The organism is Pseudomonas sp. S04 (genome assembly GCF_009834545.1).
Taxonomy (GTDB): domain Bacteria; phylum Pseudomonadota; class Gammaproteobacteria; order Pseudomonadales; family Pseudomonadaceae; genus Aquipseudomonas.
In genome coordinates this window covers 2,477,407-2,499,244 of record NZ_CP019427.1, presented here as the reverse complement: position 1 = coordinate 2,499,244, position 21,838 = coordinate 2,477,407, and the positions used below count along the sequence as shown (strand labels likewise).

The 21,838-nt window shown below is 62.1% G+C and carries 20 protein-coding genes and 1 tRNA gene; 13 read left to right on the top strand and 8 right to left on the bottom strand.

The window, feature by feature from the left end; all coding sequences use genetic code 11:
• Positions 1-91: 91 nt before the first annotated feature.
• The 7 genes from PspS04_RS11245 to PspS04_RS11215 all read left to right on the top strand — a co-directional run bounded on the left by PspS04_RS11245 (position 92) and on the right by PspS04_RS11215 (position 7,729).
• On the top strand, positions 92-967 hold the full coding sequence (locus PspS04_RS11245; RefSeq protein WP_159995246.1) for an aromatic ring-hydroxylating oxygenase subunit alpha: 876 nt from the start codon (positions 92-94) through the stop codon (positions 965-967).
• Positions 964-2,676, top strand: a complete 1,713-nt coding sequence (locus PspS04_RS11240) for a Rieske 2Fe-2S domain-containing protein (RefSeq protein ID WP_159995244.1) — start codon at positions 964-966, stop codon at positions 2,674-2,676. Before PspS04_RS11245 ends, PspS04_RS11240 begins: the two co-directional genes overlap by 4 nt.
• 12 nt (positions 2,677-2,688) lie before the next feature.
• A complete protein-coding gene (locus tag PspS04_RS11235) occupies positions 2,689-3,327 on the top strand; it encodes a glutathione S-transferase family protein (protein ID WP_159995242.1) in 639 nt (212 codons plus the stop codon).
• 78 nt (positions 3,328-3,405) lie between these two features.
• On the top strand, positions 3,406-4,806 hold the full coding sequence (locus tag PspS04_RS11230) for an NCS2 family permease (protein WP_095170398.1): 1,401 nt from the start codon (positions 3,406-3,408) through the stop codon (positions 4,804-4,806).
• A 183-nt stretch (positions 4,807-4,989) separates the two neighbouring features.
• Positions 4,990-6,339, top strand: coding sequence for an amidohydrolase family protein (locus tag PspS04_RS11225; protein WP_159995240.1), 1,350 nt, complete (start codon positions 4,990-4,992; stop codon positions 6,337-6,339).
• A 49-nt stretch (positions 6,340-6,388) separates the two neighbouring features.
• Positions 6,389-7,375: a LysR family transcriptional regulator gene (locus PspS04_RS11220; RefSeq protein WP_159995238.1), complete on the top strand. Its 987-nt coding sequence runs from the start codon at positions 6,389-6,391 to the stop codon at positions 7,373-7,375.
• 126 nt (positions 7,376-7,501) lie between these two features.
• On the top strand, positions 7,502-7,729 hold the full coding sequence (locus PspS04_RS11215; protein ID WP_095170395.1) for a hypothetical protein: 228 nt from the start codon (positions 7,502-7,504) through the stop codon (positions 7,727-7,729).
• A gap of 104 nt (positions 7,730-7,833) precedes the next feature.
• Here PspS04_RS11215 and PspS04_RS27455 read toward each other — a convergent pair whose 3' ends face one another.
• Positions 7,834-8,343: a hypothetical protein gene (locus tag PspS04_RS27455; RefSeq protein ID WP_162530189.1), complete on the bottom strand. Its 510-nt coding sequence runs from the start codon at positions 8,341-8,343 to the stop codon at positions 7,834-7,836.
• Between the two features lie 99 nt (positions 8,344-8,442).
• Entirely contained in the window at positions 8,443-8,913 is a 471-nt protein-coding gene (locus PspS04_RS11205) for an anti-virulence regulator CigR family protein (protein WP_095170393.1), read from the bottom strand.
• Positions 8,914-9,127: 214 nt separating this feature from the next.
• Here PspS04_RS11205 and PspS04_RS11200 point away from each other — a divergent pair, with 214 nt between their 5' ends.
• From PspS04_RS11200 to PspS04_RS11190, 3 genes are all read left to right on the top strand, one after another.
• Positions 9,128-11,446 carry a glycoside hydrolase gene (locus PspS04_RS11200; protein ID WP_159995234.1) on the top strand — a complete coding sequence of 773 codons (2,319 nt, stop codon included), beginning with the start codon at positions 9,128-9,130 and terminating at the stop codon, positions 11,444-11,446.
• Positions 11,447-11,618: 172 nt separating this feature from the next.
• Entirely contained in the window at positions 11,619-13,358 is a 1,740-nt protein-coding gene (locus PspS04_RS11195; RefSeq protein ID WP_159995232.1) for a dipeptidase, read from the top strand.
• A 134-nt stretch (positions 13,359-13,492) separates the two neighbouring features.
• Positions 13,493-13,951 (top strand): GNAT family N-acetyltransferase, encoded by a 459-nt coding sequence (locus PspS04_RS11190; protein WP_159995230.1) that lies wholly within the window; start codon positions 13,493-13,495, stop codon positions 13,949-13,951.
• 93 nt (positions 13,952-14,044) lie between these two features.
• Here the strand turns inward: PspS04_RS11190 and PspS04_RS11185 are convergent.
• The 6 genes from PspS04_RS11185 to PspS04_RS11160 form a co-directional block, all read right to left on the bottom strand.
• Positions 14,045-14,120: transfer RNA gene (locus tag PspS04_RS11185), tRNA-Gly, on the bottom strand.
• Positions 14,121-14,183: 63 nt separating this feature from the next.
• On the bottom strand, positions 14,184-14,744 hold the full coding sequence (pgsA, locus tag PspS04_RS11180) for a CDP-diacylglycerol--glycerol-3-phosphate 3-phosphatidyltransferase (RefSeq protein WP_095170389.1): 561 nt from the start codon (positions 14,742-14,744) through the stop codon (positions 14,184-14,186).
• 32 nt (positions 14,745-14,776) lie between these two features.
• A complete protein-coding gene (gene uvrC, locus PspS04_RS11175) occupies positions 14,777-16,600 on the bottom strand; it encodes an excinuclease ABC subunit UvrC (protein ID WP_095170423.1) in 1,824 nt (607 codons plus the stop codon).
• Position 16,601: 1 nt separating this feature from the next.
• Positions 16,602-17,243 (bottom strand): response regulator transcription factor GacA, encoded by a 642-nt coding sequence (gene gacA / locus PspS04_RS11170; RefSeq protein WP_071555134.1) that lies wholly within the window; start codon positions 17,241-17,243, stop codon positions 16,602-16,604.
• Between the two features lie 136 nt (positions 17,244-17,379).
• Positions 17,380-17,823, bottom strand: a complete 444-nt coding sequence (locus tag PspS04_RS11165) for a GNAT family N-acetyltransferase (RefSeq protein WP_159995228.1) — start codon at positions 17,821-17,823, stop codon at positions 17,380-17,382.
• A complete protein-coding gene (locus PspS04_RS11160; RefSeq protein WP_159995226.1) occupies positions 17,816-18,574 on the bottom strand; it encodes a carbon-nitrogen hydrolase family protein in 759 nt (252 codons plus the stop codon). Before PspS04_RS11160 ends, PspS04_RS11165 begins: the two co-directional genes overlap by 8 nt.
• Positions 18,575-19,203: 629 nt before the next feature.
• Between PspS04_RS11160 and PspS04_RS11155 the strand changes: the two genes are divergently transcribed.
• The 3 genes from PspS04_RS11155 (at position 19,204) to PspS04_RS11145 (ending at position 21,760) form a co-directional block, all read left to right on the top strand.
• Complete coding sequence (locus tag PspS04_RS11155; RefSeq protein ID WP_159995224.1) at positions 19,204-20,271, top strand: 3-deoxy-7-phosphoheptulonate synthase; 1,068 nt, start codon at positions 19,204-19,206, stop codon at positions 20,269-20,271.
• 196 nt (positions 20,272-20,467) lie between these two features.
• Positions 20,468-21,349 carry an esterase/lipase family protein gene (locus tag PspS04_RS11150; RefSeq protein ID WP_159995222.1) on the top strand — a complete coding sequence of 294 codons (882 nt, stop codon included), beginning with the start codon at positions 20,468-20,470 and terminating at the stop codon, positions 21,347-21,349.
• A 129-nt stretch (positions 21,350-21,478) separates the two neighbouring features.
• Positions 21,479-21,760: a peptidylprolyl isomerase gene (locus PspS04_RS11145; RefSeq protein ID WP_008369704.1), complete on the top strand. Its 282-nt coding sequence runs from the start codon at positions 21,479-21,481 to the stop codon at positions 21,758-21,760.
• The last annotated feature ends 78 nt before the right edge of the window (positions 21,761-21,838 follow it).

The following is a 21,838-nucleotide window of genomic DNA, read 5'->3' as shown; positions in this document are numbered from 1 at the left end:
TTTCATACCAGCCATTAGCATTACTCGTTAGTTTCATGCCGTGGATTTCTCTACTGTCGGGGAAAAACAAAAATCCGCCGGTGAGGAACCTATGAGCATCGAATCGAGCATCTGGAACCAGTGGTATCCACTGGCCGTCGTGGAAGACCTGGTCGATGGCAGGATTTACCGTACGCAGCTGTTGGGCCACGAGGTCCGCTTTGGTCGCGACGGCGCGGGCCACTTCAGCGCCATCCGTGCCGACGACAGCGGCGCGCCTTGTCGCACCACGACCCTGTATCACACCCATTGGGTCTGCCTGGGCGAACCTGACGCGGAATTTTTCCAGATAGCGGAGTTCGATGAACCAGACCGCCGGGTGCTGGGGGCCGGTTCGATGAAGGTGCATGCCTCAGGCCTGCGCGTGGTGGAAAACTTTCTCGACATGGCGCACTTCCCCTACGTCCATACCGGCTTTCTCGGGGCCGAACCCTACACCGATATCAGCACTTATAAGGTAGAGGTCGACCAGGAGCGGGACGAGATCCTGGCCACCGACTGCCGCATATTCCAGCCCATGGCAGCCGCCGGGTCGAAACAAGCGATCGAGGCGCACTACGTGTACCGCGTGACCCGCCCCTTCGTCGCCATTCTGTACAAGACCAGCCCCGAGCAGCCAGAGCGACGCGACGCCATCTGCCTGTTTGTCCAGCCGCTGGATGAAGAGTGGTGCATCGCCCACGTGGTCCTGGCCTATGTCGACGCCACCAGCAGCGACCGCGATCTGCGCCTGTTCCAGCAGACCATTTTCAGCCAGGACCTGATGATCCTCTCCAACCACCTGCCCCGGACTCTGCCCCTGGACCCGAAATTCGAGATCCCGACCCGGGCCGACGCGATGTCCAGTGCCTATCGCCGCTGGTTGCGCGACAAGGGCATTCGCTACGGCACTTACCAGCCGACACAGGCTGCAGGAGGCCAGCCATGAAGCAGACCGATAATCGTTGGCACCCGGTGGCGCAGAGCAGCGACCTTGCCCTACGCCATGTGTTTCACGGTCAGTTGCTGGGAGTGGAACTGGCGCTCTGGCGCGATGACGAGCAGCGCGTCAACGCCTGGGAAAACCGCTGCCCGCACCGCAGCGTGCGTTTCACCCTGGGCGTCAACCTCGGCTCCCGGCTGCGCTGCCAATACCACGGCTGGCAGTACCAGGGCGGTGATGGCCGCTGCACGCTGATTCCGGCGGCCTCGCAAAGCACCCCGCCGGCCAGCGTGTGCGCGCGGACCTTTGCGGTGAGCGAAGCGCACGGGATGATTTGGGTCAACCTGCAGGCGCAACAGGCTCAAGAACTGCCAGCAGCGGCTTTGCCACCCCTGGCTTTGCACCTGCGCAGCCTGCCCTTCCAGGCCGCCCTCGACGACGTGCGCCAGGCCTTGGCCGGTTACGCCCAACTGGATCCGGACTGCCAGCTCGACTCGGTGCAACTGCAACAGACCGACAACACATTGCAACTGTCCTGGCGCAGCGCCGAGCAGCCCTGCCAGGTGCAATTCTGGCTACAGCCGGCGAGTGCCGAGCGCACCATCGTGCACAGCAGCACCCTCGTCGGGCGCCCCGGCATCGACCCACTGCGCTGGCATAACCGGATCCTCAACGTGCTGCGCCAGCGCCTGGAAAACCAGGCCGGACTGATCGCCAGCAGCCGGCCCCCTGACAGCCTGCGCATCGCGCCCGCCACAGTGGTACGCCGTCCGGCGCAGACCCTGGAAGTCGAGGTGTTGCAGCACTGGACCACCGCCAGCGAGATCGTCGCCCTCAAGCTGGCCCTGCCCGCCGATGGCGGCTTCAGCTTCGAAGCAGGTGCCCACATCGATGTGCATACACCCGGCGGGCTGGTGCGCCAGTACTCGCTGGTCAACGCCCCCGACGAGCGTGAGCACCTGGTGATCGGGGTCAAGCTGGAGGCGCAGTCGCGTGGTGGTTCTCGTTCGATGCACCACGACCTCAAAGCCGGCGAGCGCCTGCGCATCTCGGCGCCGAAGAATAATTTTCGCCTGGTCCCAGGCACCGCCGGGATTCTGATTGCCGGCGGGATCGGCATCACCCCGCTGCTGGCCATGGGCGCGGCCCTGCAGGCCGCCGAACGGCCCTACGAGTTGCATTATTTCGTGCGCAGCGAATCCCACGTGGCGTTCCCCGAGCGCCTGCATCAGCTGCGGCACAACTGCATCCACACCGGCCTGGACCCGCAGCAGACCCGCGAACGCCTGCGCATCGTGCTGCAACAGGCGAGTGCCGGCACCCACCTGTATGTCTGCGGCCCCAAGGCCCTGATCGACCTGGTCAGCACCCTGGCCAGCGAAGCCGGCTGGAGCGACAGCCAGGTGCACTTCGAACTGTTCGCCAACGAGGTCAGCCACGACCACGACCACCCCTTCCGTGTACGCCTGCAACGCAGCGGCGAGGAATTTACCGTAGCGGCCGGCGTCAGCCTGGCGGACAGCCTCAAGGCCCGCGGGATAACGCTGGACACCTCGTGCGAACAAGGTGTGTGCGGGACCTGCCGCACTGCGGTGGTGGATGGCGAACCGGAGCACCGCGACGTCTATCTGACCCGCGAAGAGCGGCAAGCCAACCGCTGCCTGATGCCTTGCGTATCGCGCAGCAAATCCGAGCTGTTGGTGCTCGATCTTTAAGGGAGCAGGCAGGTGATCACACTCTACAACTACGAGCTGTCCGGAAACTGCTACAAGCTGCGCCTGTTCATGAACCTGCTGGGCGTGAGTTTCAGCACGGTGGACCTGGAGTTCTACCCGGGCAAGGAGCACAAGGGCGAGGCCTTCCTGGCCATCAACCCCCTCGGCCAGTTGCCGGTGCTCGACGACCACGGATATGTCCTGCGCGACGCCCAGGCGATCCTCACCTACCTGGCCGCCCGCTACGATGCCAGCGGCACCTGGTACCCGGTGCAGGACGCGCGCCGCCTGGGCGAGGTCAACATGTGGCTGGCATTTGCCGACGGCATCACAGCCACTGCCTCGGCCGCGCGCCTGGCGGATGTTTTCAACTATGATCTTGACGCCGAAAAAGCCCGCGACGGCGCCCACGCCCTGTTCCGCATCCTCGACGAACAACTGTGGTTCAGCGAGCGGCAACACCAGGGATGGGTCTGCAGCGGACCTTTGCCGACCGTGGCCGACATCGCCTGCTTTCCCTATGTGATGTTGTCCGACGAGGCTGGCATCAGCCTGATCGACTACCCCGCGATCCGGCGCTGGACCGACCGGATCAAACGCTTGCCCGGTTTCACTGTGATGTCGGGGATTTTCGCCACTGCAACCGCCTGACCCATGTTCGACTCGAATCAAACCAAAAAAATATAACAACAACAAACAACCGAGCCTTGCCGCTTTGAGGAGATCAACATGAACCAACCGGTCAGTTTGCGCGATGCGCCCATCGGGTTAATCGCAAGACTCAGGTTATGGCTGGAAAACTACTTCGGCATCCATCGCGAAGGTTCGACCCTGCGGCGCGAGATCATCGCCGGGGCCACCACCTTCCTCGCGGCGGCCTACGTGATCGTGGTCAACCCGGACATCAACGCGGCGGCCGGCATCCCCTTCTCCGCCGGGGTCACTGCCACTGTGCTGGTGAGTTTTCTCGGCACCCTGGCGATGGCCCTGTACGCGCGCAACCCAATCCTCATCGCCCCCGGCATGGGGATCAACATCCTGTTCGCCTACACCATGGTGGTCGGGGCCAAGATCCCGCTGCAGATCGCCCTGGGCTGCGTGCTCTGGGCCAGTGTGATCTTCACTGTGCTGGCATTCTTCAACGTGCGCCAGGCGGTGATCGACGGCATCCCGGCGAGCCTGCGCAATGCGATTTCCTGTGGCATGGGCCTGTTCATCGCACTGATCGGCCTGGTGAACGCCAAGTTCATCAGCGCCGACCCGTTCACCGTGGTGCACGCGGCACCGTTCAATCCGATCATCCTGACCTTCCTCGCAGGCCTGGTGATCACCATTGCCCTGGTGGCGCGCAAGGTGCCGGGGGCGCTGATCCTGGGGATCATCTGCACCACCTTGCTGGCGATCCCGATCGGCCGCCTGTGGGGCGATGCCACAGCCTATTGGCCCGAGGGCGCTAGCACGGTCACGCTGGTCAACTGGAGCGGCCTGTTCGCCGCGCCGGACTTCAGCTTCCTCGGCCAGGTCGACTTGCTGGGCTCGCTGCACATCGAGTACCTGCCGTACATCTTCGTGCTGGTGTTCACCAACTTCTTCGAGTCGCTGTCGACCTTTCTCGGCATCTCCGAAGCGGGCGACCTCAAGGACGCCGACGGCAACCCGCGCAACATCAAGCAGTCAATGCACGTCGACGCCCTCGCGGCCCTGGCCTCCGCGCCCCTGGGCACCAGCCCGGCAACGGCCTACATTGAATCGGCCGCCGGCATTTCCCAGGGCGGTCGCACCGGCATGGTCGCCCTGGTCGCCGCCGTGCTGTTCCTGCCATTCCTGTTCCTCTCCCCCCTGCTGTCCCTGGTCCCGGCAATCGCCACCGCGCCGGTGCTGATCATGATCGGCGTGTTCATGATGGACACCATCAGCAAAATCGACTGGAAGTCCTATGAAGAAGCGATCCCGGCATTCCTGGTGATCCTGCTGATCCCCCTGACCTACTCCATCACCCTGGGCATCGCCCTGGGCTTCATTGTCTTTGTCCTGCTCAAGTTGCTGATCGGCAAGGCACACACGGTCAAGCCCATCATGTGGTGGGTGGCGGCGTTGTCGGTGTTCTTGGTGATGCGGGTGCAGTATTAGGTGGGGGGATTGGGGGCATTGCCGAGATCTATGGTGTGGCGCAAGTCGCCATCGCGAGCAAGCCGCTAGCCGCAAGCGGGCGCCGCAGCGGGCGCCGCAAGCGGGTGCTCGCTCCTACAGTAAGAACCCAGCAGGCCGCCTCGTGCGCCCCCCCTCCAACCATAAAAAAACAAGGACCCACCCATGACCTACACCGTGATCCGCAACGCCATCATCTTCACCGTCAACCCCCAGGACCAGGTCCTCGCCAACGGCCACGTGGTCATCCGCGACGGCGTCATCGAAGCCATCGGCCAGGGCGAACACATGCCCCTGCCCGCCGACGCCAAAGTCATCGATTGCCAAGGCCAGATGGCCCTGCTGCCAGGCCTGGTCGATGCCCACTCGCACTCCAGCCTGATGCGCGGCATCACCGAAAACATGCCGCTGATGCAATGGCTGCCCTACTACCAGCTCGAACACCGCGCCATGAACGCCGAGGACGCCTACCACGCCGCGCGCCTGTGCTACCTGGAAGCCCTGAAGAGCGGCACCACCTGCGTCATGGACATGTACCGCTTCATGCACCGCTGCGCCGACGCCGCCGGCGAAATCGGCATTCGAGTACATCTGGCGCCCTATGCCGCAGACCTGCCCGGCAAAGACTTCTTCGAAAGCCCGGAGGCCAACCGCAAGCTGATCGAAACCCATCACATGGCCCACGACGGCCGCGTGCGAGTGTGGATGGGGCTGGAGCACCTGTTCTATTGCTCACCCAAGGCCTACGCCCATGCCCGCGACTGCGCGCGCGACTACGGGATCGGCATCCACACCCACGCCTGCGAGCAGAAGGAGGAAGAACAGGCGGTGCTCCAGCACTTCGGCAAACGCTCGATCCCGATGCTGGACCAGATGGGCATCCTCGGCGAAAAGACCCTGATCGCCCACTGCGTCTGGCTCAACGATGAAGAGATCAAGCGCCTGGCCGACACCGGCACCGCGGTCGCCCACTGCCCCAGCAGCAACGCCAAGCTGGCCAGCGGGATCGCCCGGGTTCCGGAAATGCTCGCCGCCGGCATCCGCGTCGGCCTGGGCACCGACGGCAACGTCTGCAACAACAGCCTCGACCTGTTCGAAGAAATGAAATTCGCCTCACTGCTGCAAAAGGCCCACCGTCTGGATGCCGCCGCCCTGCCGGCGAATGTCGCCTTGCGCATGGCAACCATCGAGGGTGCCCGGGTACTGGGCATGGACCGGGAGATCGGCTCGATCGAAGTCGGCAAGCGTGCCGACCTGCTGCTGCTCGACCTGGCTCAGCCGAACATGTGCCCGATCGTCTGGGAAGGGACACAGACCAACGTGCTGTGGAACCTGGTGTACTCGGCCCGTGGCTCGAACGTGAAAACCGTGCTGGTGGACGGCAAGGTGATCCTGGAAAACGGCCGCAGTACCCTGGTCGACGAGACGGCCTTGCTCCAGGCGGCGCAGGCCCAGACCCTGCAACTGATGGAGCGGCGCAAGGACTTCGCCCATACGCTGGTGCCGATGGTCTGAAGCGTTGACCAGCTTTCGGGCGCAAACCTCGGTAAAGTGGCGGCCGGTATTGTCCATCCTTCACCGCGAGGCCAGCGCCCGGCACATGCAAAACGTCGATATGAAATCCTTGCACGTGTTCTTTTGCCTGCTCAACGAGTGCAACGTCACCCGCACCGCCGAGCAACTGAACATGACCCAGTCGGCGGTGAGCCATACCCTGGCTCGCCTGCGCGTGCTGTTCAACGATCCACTGTTCGTCTCCATGGGCCGTGGCATGCTGCCGACCAGCCGCGCCCTGGAGCTGGTGGAGCCGTTGCAGCAGAGCCTGGCGGCGCTGAACAAGCTGATCGAGCCGGTCAAGGCTTTCGACCCCGGGCAATTCCAGGGCAGCTTCGAAATCGCCACCACCGACTACATCGGTTTTATCCTCTTGCCGCGCCTGATGGTGCGCCTCGCCGAGGTCGCGCCCGGGGTCGAGCTGAACATCCAGCCGCTGCGCCCCAAAGAGGATCTGCCGCTGCTCAAGGACGGCAAGCTCGACCTGATCATCTGGAACGAGAAGACTGCCCCGGCCAACTTCCACGTGCGCAAACTATTCTCCGACCGGCTCAAGTCAGTGGTGCGCGTCGGCCACCCAGAGATCAACGGCAGCCTCTCCCTGGAGCAATTTCGCAACGGCAAGCACCTGCGTATCAGCAGCAACCATGGGGCGGTCAAGGAGGCCATCGACAGCCTCTACGAACAACATGACATCCGCTGCAAGACCTCCCTGACGGTGCCGCACTTCCTGCTGGCGCACATCCTGATTTCGCAAACCGACATGATCGGTATGATCGCCGAGCTGACGGCCCTGCGCATCGCCAAGGAAGTCCCCCTGCAACTGTTCGAACCGCCAGTAGCAGTGGCGGGATTCACCGTCTCCCAGGTCTGGCACGAACGCCTGCACGCATCGCCCGCGCACAAATGGCTGCGCGGCGAAATCAATCAGGTGGCCAAGGAAATCACCCTGGAGCTCGCCCAGTTCAAGGACTCGCAGCCTGCCCTGCCGGGGTGACTGAGCGTAAAGCCGATGTAGCAAGGTGAACCGCCAGTCACCTTTCAAACCCGACACTGGACGAACCGGCCTTGGCGACCTATACCTTTGAGTTCGGCGGCAGACTCTCCACCTCAGGTTTGAACCATGCGGCTCTACGATTACACCGCTTACCCGAAAGATCACGCCCAGCACGCGGTCTACGGCGAAGTGATGGCCGACACCGACAGCGCGGCCAAGGCCAAGATCAAGGCCCTGTGCCCACACTGCGGACGCATCGAACTGTCGATTCTCAGCGCCTCCGAGCCATTCGGCCGGCACAGCGCTCGTCCGGTTCCAGGTAGCCGGCCAGCGCACAAGTACAACGGCGACTGAGCACTTGCTGATTCACCGGCCAAAGACGCACTGACCCGGCTGAAGTGCCACGACACCCTTGCGCGCAACGCGCACAGGTGTCGTGTGGGTGCAGCGAAGGTCGATCAATAGGATTTTTTGGTTGCCGATGGCCCGGCCTTGCTCAAGCCTTTGGTGTTGTGATCGCCAGGTGTCGAAGTCGAAATTGCAGTGGCCTTAGTCACGCCACGGGTATCTTTGGACTGGGCAATGCCCGAAGTCGTGGTGCCATGCCCACGGTCATCGTTACGCTCACTGCCGTATTGATTGCCGCTGACACCATGATCGCGAACGGCCTTGCCGGCGTGATCGCTGCTCAACCCCTTGCCCTGGCCATTGCTGCCCGAGTGACCCGAGCCGGCGTGACCGCCACCGGTGCCGCCACCATGGCCAGCACCTGCGCCACCGCCACCGCCACCGCCGTGACCGCCGCCACCACCACCACCACCACCACCACCACCACCACCACCACCACCACCACCTTCCTTCGCATAGGCGGAGTTCATGATGGACAGGTCAGCAGGGAGTAAAGGCGCTGCTGCAAGCATCAGGGCGCAGGACATAACAGCAAACAGACTTTTGTTCTTTAAAAGCATGATGTGCTTCCGATAAGGGTGGATACCGCATAGGGTCAGACGCGAAAAACCCCATCCAGTTCAAGCCACACGACGGATGGAGGCCCACAGCCGGGTGCGTTAATCAAAGGCTCCCGTGAGCACTTCATAAATCAGCCCGGTAGCCAAGGCCACCAAAATCAAGTCCGTACCCGCCTGCTGCCACTCGTAGCCATCGTAATGGGGCAAGTGGCCAACCAGCCGGCCATCGAGCTTCTTGGCGATGCCGGGCGGCAGGGGCTTGCCCCGTGCGAGGTTCTTCTGAATCCCAGGCGGCAAGGCCGGTCCGGGGCTCCAGTAGTCCCGGTAGCCGCCGACAATTCCCAGCACACTGCTGCGGTTGATGCTCGGACCGTTACCCCAATCACCGCCTGCGGGGTTTTTGCCCTGGTTGCCATGCCCACCTTGATTGCCATGCGCCTGGCTATTGGGCGGGTTTCCCTTGCCGTTCCCCTGGCCCTTGCCATTCCCTGGATCGGCCCATGCCAGCGCCGAGCCGCAAACCAATGCAAGAGACGTAACAGCTGCAATCAACGCACGAGATCTGGACATGGAGCGTTCCTTGTTTTTTTGGGGGCCGTTGAAATATAGAGGCTGACGTGAAGGTTAGTTCCATCCCGGCGCTTACATGTTGAATGCATTTCACGCAACAACCCGTTGGCAGTGGCGACGGCGATGAGTACGGTAGTCAGTCACCGGCGCAAGACCGCTGTTTACTGCTCGAACCCATGCGCTAGCGTGATTGACGACGACAAGGAGTCGAGGCATGGCCTGGCAGGTACTTCGTGGGATATTGCTGTTGCTGCTCTGCGGCCTGAGTGTAAATGCCCTCGCCGCAGTCACGGACTGGCACGAAGTGCCAACGGCAGCCGGTACCTGGCGAATCGATCGGGCTACCCTGGCCATCGAACTCATGCCACCTACAGGTCCCACATTGCCCCTCGCGGCTCCCGCTTTCAGCGGTGCAAACACCACCCCCCTGACTGCCGAAGGATGGAAGATCCAGCAGGGGCGACAGCGTTTCGATATCGCCGTCACGCGCGACCAGAATGACCTCCAGGTCAGCATCCGCGCCGCACAACCCGCCACGCTGGATTGGCCGATCTCGGCCCAACCTTCTGCGATCGACGCTTATGCCTTTCCCTTTGGCGAGGGCAACTACGTACCCAGTACCGATCCGGGCTGGCTGGACTGGCTGGTACGCCGCTATCAAAACGAAAGTGTCGCCGGTGCATTGTCGATGCCGTTCTGGACCGAACTGCGCAAGAAGCACTCGCTCACCTGGATGGTCGAGACGCCGCTGAACACGGAATTTTCGATTGTCGATACCGGAGGGCGCCCGCAAATGCGACTGCGCCATGCATTCACCCGGTTGGCCCCGGACGCACCCTACATCGTACGCCTGCACATTGCCGGCCCGGACGTCATGGCCGGGGCGCGGCGTTACCGAGACTGGTTGCAACAAACCGGCCAGTTCGTCTCGCTGGACGAAAAGATCAAGACCCTGCCTGCCACCGCCAGACTCGGCGGTGCCGCCCACATCTATCTCTGGGACAGCGGGTTGTTGAAAGCCGCCGACATCGCCGACTGGCCTGGCTTTCTCCAGCGCCTGCAGGCGGGCCGACAGGTATCGGGGAGCCTGGCCGCTCGCGTGTGGCAGCTGTTTGACACGCAGACCCGGGACCTATTCGAAGCGGCGTTCAACGAGTCGGTCAACGGCAGTCTCAGCACCTGGCGGCGACAGCCATTGATCCACGCCCTCAACAGCGGCCTGCGCCAGACAGTGCCCCGCATGCCAGTGGCGCCGCTGCCGGGCAAGCACGACCCCATGGCCGAAGTAGCCTGGGGGCGCACGGTTCGCGAACAACTGCTGGAGACCTTCGGTGAAACCCTGCAGCCGCCGGCACAATGGGGCGATGGACTGTCCACCAGCACCATCGATGCCTTGCGCACAGCCGGACTACAGCGCGCCTGGTTGGGCGCCGATAACTGGCTATCGAGTTTCTGGCGCCCCGAGGCCGTGGCCGCTGCCAAAGCCGCAGGGTATCTGGTGGGGGTATATGACAGCTATGGCAGCGCCCATCGGGAGGACCTGGCCAATACCTGGCCAACCGCGCAAATGGGCAATGCGCTGGCTGGCGCGGGTTATCGTGACCAGGACGGTAAACTTGCGGTCGGTTTTGCAGGTCGTGGGGTGTATGCCAACCCTCAGGTCGTCGAGCCCTATGCCCAGCGGCGCATCAGTGCCGTCGCTGGGGCCGGGCAGTTGAACAGCTATTTTCTCGACGTCGACGGCGCCGGCCCCATGTTGGAGGACTACACGCCTGGGCGGGAAATGAATCAGGCTGACGACGCCCAGGCCCACCGTCGGCGCCTGGAGTACCCTGCCCTGACCCATGGCCTGGTCACCGGAAGTGAGGGCGTGCTTTCCATGTTTGCCGCACAGGTGGCGTTTGCCCACGGTGTGCTGACACCGCCTTTTGCCTGGATGGACCCCGCCATCCAGGATCCCCGCTCACCTTACTACCGAGGCCGATACTGGCCGCCGGAAGCACCCTCACTGTACTTTCAACCCGTACCGCTGGCGGATTCGGTAGCGCGTTATGTGACGCGTCCACAGTTTCGCCTGCCACTGTATGAAATTGCCCTGCACGACAGCATCGTCAGCACCCATCATTGGGAATATGGCTCGCTGAAGTTCACCACCGAACGCGACCAGACGGCATTGCTGCAACTGTTGTACATGGTGCCACCGCTGTATCACCTGAGCGACCCGGTGCTGCGTCGCGACCTGCCGTTGATTCAAGCCTATGACCGGGTCTTTTCGCCCCTGCATCAGCGCTTGTTCACCCAGGCCATGACTCACTTTGAATCCCTGTCCCGCGACCGCCTGGTACAGCGCTCACAATTCGCCGACGGCACTCGCGTAACCGTCAACTTTGACCGCCAGCCCCGCACTCAGGACAAAAAAATGCTCCCAGCGCTGTCGGCAACGGTCCAGTCCCCCGGCGGATCGGTTGAAGTGCTCGAGATGGAAAAGATCTGGCCACCTGTCGATCAACGTCCACAACCCGCTAGACCGTAAGGCTGCGCTGGCAAGTACAGGCGCCTTGCTCAGGATTGGGCATGTGGGGCGCACTTACATTTCTGTGGGACAGATCCCACTTCAGGGGCTGCCCTTTCGTAGCCTTGTGGTGTTAATTTGGAAATGATTTGTTTCATCTCCCCTACACCCCTGCAAAGGAATGCCCACCACCATGGATTTTTCCCTCAAGCACCTGGCCGCAACCACCCTGATGCTGGCCAGCCTGGCGTCGTTCACCACGCCGGCCCACGCCAATATCACCCCGCAACAAAGCGCGGCCATCCTCAAGACCTTCAACAACAGCTCAGTCACGGACTTCAGGCAGTTCCTCACGCGCCTGGCCAAAAGCGAGCTGGCGAAAAACGACGACCTCGCCCCGGCCATCAATGCCTTCCTCGCCAACCAGAGCCTGAACGCCGAGCAGCAGAATGAAATCCATCGCCTGCTGGGCCTCTACGCGCGAGTCAAATATGGCAGCGCTGCCACCGAGACCCTGCGCGAACTAGTGGCCATCCCGACCTTCGAGATCGAAGGCGTACCGCAGCACGAGAATCCGCAGTTCCTCAAGATCGCCGACAAGATCAAGGGCCTGGCCGAGGCCTTCAATCTGAAATTTCGCAACATCGACAACCGGGTCTATGAAATCTCCCTCGACGGCGCTGGCGATGAAGTCGTCGGCATCCACGCCCACGCCGATGTGGTGCCCGTGACGCCAGAGAACTGGGTACTGGAAGACGGCACCCGGCTGGACCCGTTCAAGGTCACCCTGATTGGCGACCGCATGTACGGCCGCGGCACCGAGGATGACAAAAACGGCATCGTGGTGACCCTCTACGCGATGAAGATCATCAAGGACGAGAAGCTGCCACTGGCGCGCAATTTCAAGCTGTTGGTGGACACCACCGAGGAAACCAGCGGCGATGCCATCCCCTATTACTTCGAGCGCAATCCGACGCCCAACTACAACCTGGCCCTGGATGGCGGCTACCCGGTGGTGATCGCCGAGAAAGGCTACGGCACGGTCATGGCCAGTTTTACCCGGCGCACCGCCGAGGGCAAAGGCGCCGAAATCAGCACCATGACCGGCGGGCTGGCGACCAACCAGATTCCGTCGACCTCGGTCGCCACCCTGCTCACCGAGCAACCCGCCGAACTGGCCGCCAGCCTGCAACAAGCCGGCGCCGACTACGCCAAGCGCAACGGTGGCAATTTCACTGTGACCGCCAAGGTCGTCGGCAAAGACGTGCAACTGATCGTCACTGGCGTTTCCGCTCACTCCTCCGAGCCTGAGTCTGGGGTCAACCCGGTGGCCCGGATGCTCGACTTCATCAACGGCCTCGACGGTAAGGTCGCGCTCAAGCACAACCAGATCACCGACGCAGCCCGCTACGCCGCCGACAACTGGGGCCTGGACTACCTGGGTAGCAAACTGGGGGTGGGCTTTGCCGATGCTTTCATGGGACCGCTAACCGCTTCCCTGACCTACGTCGGCATGGACGACAAAACCTTCAAGCTGGCAGTCAACCTGCGGGTGCCGAAGGGCAAGTCTCCCGAAGTGCTCAAGAACGAAATCGCCGACAAGCTCAGTGCCTGGAGCAACAAGGCCGGGATCGCGCCAGCCTTCGACTACTCGATCGCCGAACCGATGTTCCGCAACCCCGAAGGTGAATGGGTCAAGGCCCTGCTGGCCGTGGCCAGCGAAAACCTGGGCATGAAACACCAGTTCGGCACCTCCGCCGGTGCCACCTCGGTACATGAACTGCCCAACGGCGTGCAATTCGGCCTGGCCATGCCCGACGTCAAGTACACCGGGCACAACGACAACGAGTTCAAGACCGTCGAACAGTTCATGCTGGACCTGCAGATCGTCACGGAAATGATGGGGCGTATCGGGCAGTTGCCGAAGCTTTGACCTATCGCCGCCGCACCTGCTGCCCCAGGAATTCACGCAGCAGCGTGCGGGGCAGCTCACAACCCTTGAATGGCAATACGGGCAAGGTCTATAAACACAGCTTCGATACCAGCACCGGCTGAAGGATAATCCCAATGCCCCACGGCAGCCCCCTGTTCCCCATCAGCTTGAACTGGCTCATCCGCCACGGGACGACCGAGGACGTGCCCGCACTGATCGCATTGGATACCTATGCGACGCAACACGCCAGTCGTCGCGACTTTATCCATGATGCCGTCGTTCGCCAGCAATGCCTGGTAGCCGTCGCTGCCGATCAGTGCGCAGGTTACCTGGTACTTACCGATGATTTTTTCAGCCATGGCTTCGTTGAGCTGGTGGTCGTGTCACCGACACAGCAACGGCAAGGCATAGCGCTCGATTTACTAGCGGCAGCCGAAGCCGCGTGCAAGACAGCCAAGCTGTTTGCTTCAACCAATGCATCCAACACGGCTTCGCAGTCACTGTTCAAGAAAGCGGGTTTTGTACCGAGCGGGCGAATCGATAATCTTGACGAACACGACCCTGAACTGGTGTATGTCAAATTTGTTGGATAATCGATGTCGGCGGATAGTACTGAAACGAAAAAAGACGCCGAAGCGTCTTTTTTGTTGACCTGCATAAGCCAGTGACTTTTGCAGGTCTATATTTGGAGCGGGAAACGAGACTCGAACTCGCGACCCCGACCTTGGCAAGGTCGTGCTCTACCAACTGAGCTATTCCCGCGTCTTGGTGTGGCGTATTCTATAGCAATTCGAATACGCGTCAACCCTTTGATTCAAAAAAGTTTTATTTTTTCTGCACGTCGGTTTTCAGGTGCGGCCAGGCGGCGCGCAGGTATTGCACCATGGACCACAAGGTCAGGCCGGCCGAGACCAGCAGCAAGGCATAGCCCACCAGTACCCAGAAGCTGAAGTCCGACGGGTTGGCCAGCAGGATCACCAGCGCGAGCATTTGCGCGGCGGTTTTCCATTTGCCCAGGTTCGACACGGCCACCTGGGCCCGTGCGCCCAGTTCGGCCATCCACTCCCTGAGGGCGGAAATGACGATCTCGCGGCCAATGATCACGGCTGCCGGCAAGGTCAGCCACAGGTTGGCGTGCTCCTGGACCAACAGCACCAGGGCCACGGCGACCATCAGCTTGTCTGCCACCGGATCGAGAAACGCCCCGAACGGGGTGCTCTGCTCCAGCCGGCGGGCCAGGTAACCGTCCAGCCAGTCCGTCGCCGCAGCGAACGCAAAGACCGAACTGGCGGCCATGTAGCTCCAGTGATACGGCATGTAGAACAGCAGAATAAAGATCGGGATAAGCAGAACGCGTAGTACGGTGATCAGATTAGGGATATTCATCGGCACAACTGGCTACGAGGTGAGGGGGCATTCTACTCGCTGTGCAGGTTTGCATAAATCAACTCTGCGAGCTTTTTACTGATCCCCGGTGCTTTGGCGATTTCGTCGATGCTTGCACGAGACAGCTCCTGCAATCCACCAAAATGTTTCAACAGGTCCCGACGCCGGGTCGGCCCTACCCCGGCAACCCCTTCCAGGGTTGAGGTGCGGCGGGTTTTGCCACGTCGCGCGCGGTGCCCGGTAATCGCAAAACGGTGGGCCTCGTCACGGATCTGCTGGATCAGGTGCAACGCCGGGGAGTCGCCGCGCAGGGTGAACTCATGGGCCGCATCATTCAGGTAAAGGGTTTCGAAGCCGGCCTTGCGGGTCGCGCCCTTGGCCACGCCCAGCAGAATCAGGTCGGGCACCGCCAGTTCATTGAGCACGTCACGCGCCATCGACAACTGGCCCTTGCCGCCGTCCACCAGCAGGATGTCCGGCAGCTTGCCCTCGCCGTCCTTGAGTTTGCTGAAGCGCCGGGTCAGCGCCTGATGCATCGCCGCGTAGTCATCCCCCGGGGTCACCCCTTCGATGTTGTAGCGGCGGTAGTCGGATTTCAACGGCCCTTCCGGGCCGAACACCACGCAGGACGCCACGGTCGCTTCGCCGCTGGAGTGGCTGATGTCGTAACACTCCAGGCGCTGTGGCGGTTCATCCAGATTCAGCACTTCAGCCAGGGCGTCAAAACGCGCGGCAACGTGCTGACGATTGGCCAGGCGCGCGCCCAGCGCCTGCTCGGCGTTGGTCACTGCCAATTGTTGCCAGCGCGCCCGGGTGCCACGGACCCTGTGACTGATGGTCAACTCGCGACCGCGCAGCTCGTGAATGGCTTCGATGAGCGCGGGAAAGTCCTCATGGACCACATTGACGATCAGCTCACTCGGCAGGTCGCGCTCAGGACTGCTGATGAAATACTGTCCGAGAAACGCCGCCATGACCTCGGCAACGTCCTCTTCAATACCCACCTGCGGGAAAAAGTTCTTGCTGCCCAGCACTCGCCCGCCACGCACACTGATCAAGTGCACACAGGCGCCACCCGGGTTGATGAATGCCGCGACCACATCGACGTCGCCCGTGCCGCCTTCCATGCTCTGTTGGTCCTGGACCCGGCGCAGCAGGGAAATCTGATCGCGCAACTCGGCCGCGCGCTCGAAATCCAGGGTGCTGGCTGCCTGCTCCATGCCTGCCGACAGTTCGTCGGTCAGGGCATTGCTGCGGCCCTCGAGAAACATCACCGAGTGCCGCACATCCTCGGCGTACACCTCTGGCTCCACCAGGCCGACACAGGGCGCCTTGCAGCGCTTGATCTGATATTGCAGGCACGGCCGGGTGCGGTTCTTGTAGTAGCTGTCTTCACACTGGCGGACGAAAAAGGTTTTTTGCAGCAGGCTGAGGCTTTCGCGAATCGCCCCGGCACTGGGATAAGGACCGAAATACTTGCCCTTGGCCTTTTTTGCCCCGCGATGAATGCTCAGGCGTGGAAACTGGCCGTCGGAAAGAAACACATAGGGGTAGGACTTATCGTCGCGCAGCAGGATGTTGTAGGGCGGCCGCCACTCCTTGATCAGCGTCTGCTCCAGCAGCAGCGCTTCGGTCTCGTTGGCGGTGATGGTGGTCTCGACCTGCGCGATACGGCCCACCAGCGCCGCCGTCTTGGGCGCCAGGCCGGTCTTGCGAAAGTAGCTGGCCAGGCGTTTTTTCAGGTTCTTGGCTTTGCCCACGTAGAGCAGGCGCGCATCGCTGTCAAACATGCGATACACCCCGGGGCGCCCACTGCAGGTGGCGAGAAAGGCGCTTGGATCAAAGGCTTGAGTCATTTCAGAGGCTGGCATCGACCATGCCGTGACGCACCGCCAACAGGGTCAACTCGACGTCACTGCTGATCGAAAGCTTCTCGAAAATCCGATAGCGATAGGTGTTCACGGTCTTGGGTGACAGGCAGAGCTTGTCGGAGATGATCTGCACCTTCTGGCAGCCGACAATCATCAGGGCGATCTGGATCTCGCGTTCCGAAAGGGCATCGAACGGCGAATCGTTGCTCGGCTGGAATGACTTGATTGCCAATTGCTGGGCAATTTGCGGGCTGATGTAGCGCTGGCCGGCAAACACCAGGCGAATCGCCTGGACCATTTCGTTGAGGCCGGCGCCCTTGGTCAGGTAGCCTGCCGCGCCCGCTTGCAGTAGTCGCGTCGGGAACGGGTCTTCCTCGCACACGGTGACCGCCACGACCTTGATGTCCGGATGGCTGCGCAACAACTTGCGCGTGGCTTCCAGGCCGCCGATGCCGGGCATCTTGACGTCCATCAGCACCACATCGGGTTTCAGTTCGCGCGCCTTGAGCAGGGATTCCTCTCCCGACTCGGCCTGGCCGACTACTTGCAGGCCATCGATGTCAGCCAGCATTCGTGTAATACCTGTACGAACGAGATCATGGTCATCGACTACTAGCACCCTAATCAAGCAGACACCCCGCGATATGGTCTTGTTGGTTGCCCGCCACCTTAGCAAAAAGCATCCGGCAGACCTAGCAGAACCCAAGATTTAAAATGGTTTCAATAGATCTTGCAGCGCTTGTACTACGCGCCTTACAGACCTTTCAACGCGGACACTGGCGTTGCATTCGCAAGAAGCAATCATCCTGCCCGACAATCTGCAATCCCATGCGCAGGTAAAGGGCTTGCGCCGGGTTGTCGGTGAACACCGTCAGACGCAGGGCCGGACGCCGCTCCTGGCTGGCCAGGGCAAAAACCTGATCGATCGTCCAACTGCCAATGCCCCGCCCCTGCGCGGCCTCGACCACGTGCAACTCACGAATGTACAGGGCATTAGCGTCGCGACTCAGGCTGGTAAAGCCGAGCACCGCCGCGTCCTGGCAAATCAACCAGTTCTGCCGCCCGGCCCAGGCCACGTCGAACCCCTCGTCGAGCCACAACAGGTCATGGCGCACGTAATAACTGAGCATGCCGCGCCGGGCCAGTGCCCGGGCGAACGGCAAATCCTCGGTGGTGGCCAGACGCAGCGCCAATCCGGGCTCAGGCATGCTGCACCGGCACCACTTCACCGCGCCATAACGCCGCCTGGCGACGAGCGATCACCAGCGCATCGCCCTTCCCGGGAGCGGCGGCGAGCAGCCTGCCGTCCGCTGCCCAGATAGCACTGCGCCCCGCCGACTCCCAGCCGCCGGTCGCGCCACCATGGTTGGCCATCAGTACCAGCATCCCGTGTTCGCGCGCATAACCTTGCAGCAAGGCGCTGTCGGCGGCGTATCCGCCTTCGGTGATCAACACCCCGGCGGCATAGATGTTCGCCCCCACTTCAGCGGCTGCTGCCGCATGGCTGGCGTGGGAAAAGTCGGCACAGACCGCCAGCGCAATGGTGTCATCACCCACGATCAAGGGTGCGCCGCCCGCCCCCGGTGCGAACGCCACTTCTTCGCCGGGGTGCAGGTGCTGCTTGCTGTACACGGCCAACGAGCCGTCGGCCGCCAGCACCAGCGCGCCGATCAACACCGGGGAATCGTCAGACAGGCGAATCGGCATACCGACGACAGCCGTCACGCCTACTTCTCGCACCAGGTCCCGCAAGGGTTGCAACAACGCCGCATCCGGGGCGATCGCCAATTGCGCCGCCAGGCCACGCTCATAACCGCTCAGGGAAAGCTCGGGAAACACCAGCACCTGCACACCCTGCTTCGCCGCGGCCATGATGAAACGCTGGTGATGGGCAATATTGGCGTGGACATCGCCAGCAATCGAGATCGATTGAGCCGCTGCAACAGTCAGTGTGGTCATCCCAGCTTTCCTTGATGAGGGTTCGGAGGCAATCGTCGAGTCTGGCATAAAGCGCATCACGACTTAAGCCATAGCGAGCAACCTTCACCCCGATAGCATTTTCTGATTGAAACTGCGTCCCGGCCTCTAGTAAGCTCGGGGCATTCAACGGAGACGTACCTGCATGTCGCATACCCCTTCCCAGCTTTGCACCCCTAGCGCCCTGCGCTCGGCTGCGGCTGCGCGGGCGAATGGCAACTGGGCTCCAGCAAACTTTTATTTTGGGTATTGGTTTAGCCACTGGCGCGCCTGATACCTACACGGCGGCCACTACTCAAGGGGTCGCCTGCCAGAGAATTCTCAACCCCCGGTCGGCTCCCCGACCGGGGGTTTTGTTTTTTCAAGGCCCTAACTTTTTAGCAACATCACTGACTTCAAGGAATTACCCCATGAACTACACCACTTATTACCGTCACGACAGTTTTACCGCCTGGCGATTTACCAGCCTCCGCTCGGGACAGCCTGCCGCCTCCGATCGGTCACCCACAGGTGGCAAGCGCACACACCCAGCCAACACGGCCAATTGTCGAACACCCCAGTAGGGCCGAGCGCGCGGGCACGAACCCGCCGCCAGCCCAGGAAGCCTGAATATGAACTCCCGCGTATCCGCTCTGCCGCTGTCCACCCACAACCCTGCCAATGAAGCACTGACCCAGCGTCTGCCCAGCTCATTGCAGCTCAAGCAACAATTGCCCCTGAGCCTCGCCCTGAGCCAACAGGTCGCCGCCCATCGCCAAGCCATCCGCGCCATCCTTGAAGGTGAAGACTCGCGTCTGCTGGTTGTCGTCGGCCCCTGCTCGATCCACGATCCGCAATCGGCCCTTGAATACGCCGGCAAACTCGCCCGACTCGCCCACGAAGTCAGCGCCGAGATGCTCCTGGTGATGCGTGCCTATGTCGAAAAACCGCGTACCACGGTGGGCTGGAAAGGCCTGGCCTACGACCCGCACCTGGACGGCAGTGACGACATGGTCGGCGGCCTGAACCTGTCCCGGGAATTGATGCGCGAGATGCTGCGCCTCGGCCTGCCGGTTGCCACCGAGTTGCTGCAACCGATGGCCGCCAGCTACTTCGATGACCTGCTCAGTTGGGTGGCTATCGGTGCACGTACCACCGAATCGCAGATCCACCGGGAAATGGCCAGCGGCCTGGGCATGCCGGTCGGCTTCAAGAACGGCACCGACGGCGGCGTGGGCGTCGCCACCGATGCCATGCGCTCGGCCGCCCACCCGCACCGCCACTTCGGCGTCGACAGCCAGGGCCATCCGGCGATCATCCAGACCCAGGGCAACCCGGACACCCACCTGGTGTTGCGCGGCGGCCATCGCGGCCCCAACTACGACCAGCACCACGTGGCCCGGATCGAGGACGACCTGCAGCGGCTGAACATCGCGTCGCGGATCATGGTCGATTGCAGCCATGCCAACAGCGGCAAGGATCCCCTGCGCCAGCCAGCGGTGTTCAACGACGTGCTGGAGCAACGCCTGAACGGCAATCGCGCACTGATCGGCATGATGCTAGAGAGCCACCTGTTCGAAGGGTGCCAGGCGCTGGGGCCGTCCCTGCGCTACGGGGTGTCGGTGACGGACGGTTGCCTGGGTTGGGAGGCGACTGAGCAGCTCCTGCGAGAGGCCAGCCGCAAGCTGCGCAATACCTGAAGCCCACAGGCTCTTGACTGAATACGCCGTTGCGCCGATTTGGCGCGCAACGGCAAGGTTCACCACCGACTCCTCCTGCCACTTCTATTCCGCCTTCAGCAACCGACAGCGGCTTTTTCGCACATCGCCCCGGTGTGGCCTGGATTAGAGTGAGAACGCGAAACAATTCCCGACCCCACGGAATACAGGCACGCTTATGCAACGGAATGCAAGCACCCAATACCCGATCATGCTGGTTCACGGCCTCTTCGGGTTCGACAGTATCGGCAATCTCGATCTCTTCCACGGCGTCAAACAGGCCTTGCGCAACGCCGGCGCCCACGTGTTCATCCCCTATCTCTCCGCCACCCACAGCAACGAACTGCGCGGCCAGCAATTACTGACACAGATCGAGCTGGTGCGGGCCGGAACCGGTGCCGCCAAGGTCAACCTGATCGGCCATAGCCAAGGCGCCCTCGCGGCGCGTTATGCGGCGGCGCTGGCACCCGGGCATGTGGCCTCGATTACTTCGGTCAGCGGGCCGAACCATGGCTCGGAACTGGCCGACCGCCTGCGCCAGGCGCTGACCCCCGGGCATCTGCCCGAGCAGGTCGCGGCGGCGGTCTCGACGCTGTTTGTCGAGTTCCTCAGATTTATCAGCGGCAGTCCGAAAATCCCGCAGAACGCCATCGCCGCCCTCAACGCCCTGACCACCGAGGGCGTCACCGCCTTCAATGGCAAATACCCACAAGGCTTGCCCGACACCTGGGGCGGCAACGGCGAAGAGCAGGTCAACGGCGTTCGCTATTACTCCTGGAGTGGCACTGTGCAGGGGCGCCTGCGGGATGAGGGCCCTAACGCCCTCGATCCGCTGCACCTGTTCTGCCGCAACTTTTCGCGCTTTTTCATCCGCGAGGCCGAGCAGAACGACGGCATGGTCGGGCGCTTCAGCTCGCACCTGGGCACGGTCCTGCGCTCAGACTACCCGCTGGATCACATGGACAGCATCAACCAGACCACTGGCCTGGTGCGCCTGGGCATCAATCCCGTGGCCCTGTACCTGGAGCACGCCGAGCGCCTGAAGCAGGCCGGCGTCTGAATCATGGGCGGTGCAATATTTTCGACCGGCGGCCCCTTGGCTCAGGATCAGGCAGCAGATTGACGAGAAATAGCCCTCTGAATCCGGTAGGCTCAGCACTTTATTGAACATTGAATGGAGATTCTTCCCATGGCCAAAGCCACTGCCCGTCACATCCTGGTTGCCAGCGAAGCCAAGTGCAACGAACTGAAAGCCCAGATCGAAGGCGGCGCTGATTTCGCCGAAGTTGCCAAAGCCAACTCCACCTGCCCGTCCAGCCGTCAAGGCGGCGACCTGGGCTCGTTCGGTCCTGGCCAGATGGTCAAGGAATTCGACACCGTGGTCTTCAGCGCCCCGGTCAACACCGTACAAGGCCCAGTCAAGACCCAGTTCGGTTACCACCTGCTGGAAGTGACCAGCCGTCAGGACTGATCCACAGCCGACTGCTTGAACAACGGCCCGCCTTCTGGTGGGCCGTTGTGTTTGTGCCGAACGTTTTTGGCTGGCCAG

Coding starts and splice junctions, on each gene's coding strand:
- uvrC (WP_095170423.1), bottom strand. CDS start 16,600: ATGACTCAAGCCTTTGATCCAAGCGCCTTTCTCGCCACCTGCAGTGGG.
- PspS04_RS11215 (WP_095170395.1), top strand. CDS start 7,502: ATGCGGCTCTACGATTACACCGCTTACCCGAAAGATCACGCCCAGCAC.
- PspS04_RS27455 (WP_162530189.1), bottom strand. CDS start 8,343: ATGCTTTTAAAGAACAAAAGTCTGTTTGCTGTTATGTCCTGCGCCCTG.
- PspS04_RS11240 (WP_159995244.1), top strand. CDS start 964: ATGAAGCAGACCGATAATCGTTGGCACCCGGTGGCGCAGAGCAGCGAC.
- PspS04_RS11200 (WP_159995234.1), top strand. CDS start 9,128: ATGGCCTGGCAGGTACTTCGTGGGATATTGCTGTTGCTGCTCTGCGGC.
- pgsA (WP_095170389.1), bottom strand. CDS start 14,744: ATGAATATCCCTAATCTGATCACCGTACTACGCGTTCTGCTTATCCCG.
- PspS04_RS11160 (WP_159995226.1), bottom strand. CDS start 18,574: ATGACCACACTGACTGTTGCAGCGGCTCAATCGATCTCGATTGCTGGC.
- PspS04_RS11205 (WP_095170393.1), bottom strand. CDS start 8,913: ATGTCCAGATCTCGTGCGTTGATTGCAGCTGTTACGTCTCTTGCATTG.
- PspS04_RS11165 (WP_159995228.1), bottom strand. CDS start 17,823: ATGCCTGAGCCCGGATTGGCGCTGCGTCTGGCCACCACCGAGGATTTG.
- PspS04_RS11230 (WP_095170398.1), top strand. CDS start 3,406: ATGAACCAACCGGTCAGTTTGCGCGATGCGCCCATCGGGTTAATCGCA.
- PspS04_RS11145 (WP_008369704.1), top strand. CDS start 21,479: ATGGCCAAAGCCACTGCCCGTCACATCCTGGTTGCCAGCGAAGCCAAG.
- PspS04_RS11195 (WP_159995232.1), top strand. CDS start 11,619: ATGGATTTTTCCCTCAAGCACCTGGCCGCAACCACCCTGATGCTGGCC.
- PspS04_RS11150 (WP_159995222.1), top strand. CDS start 20,468: ATGCAACGGAATGCAAGCACCCAATACCCGATCATGCTGGTTCACGGC.
- PspS04_RS11245 (WP_159995246.1), top strand. CDS start 92: ATGAGCATCGAATCGAGCATCTGGAACCAGTGGTATCCACTGGCCGTC.
- PspS04_RS11225 (WP_159995240.1), top strand. CDS start 4,990: ATGACCTACACCGTGATCCGCAACGCCATCATCTTCACCGTCAACCCC.
- PspS04_RS11155 (WP_159995224.1), top strand. CDS start 19,204: ATGAACTCCCGCGTATCCGCTCTGCCGCTGTCCACCCACAACCCTGCC.
- PspS04_RS11190 (WP_159995230.1), top strand. CDS start 13,493: ATGCCCCACGGCAGCCCCCTGTTCCCCATCAGCTTGAACTGGCTCATC.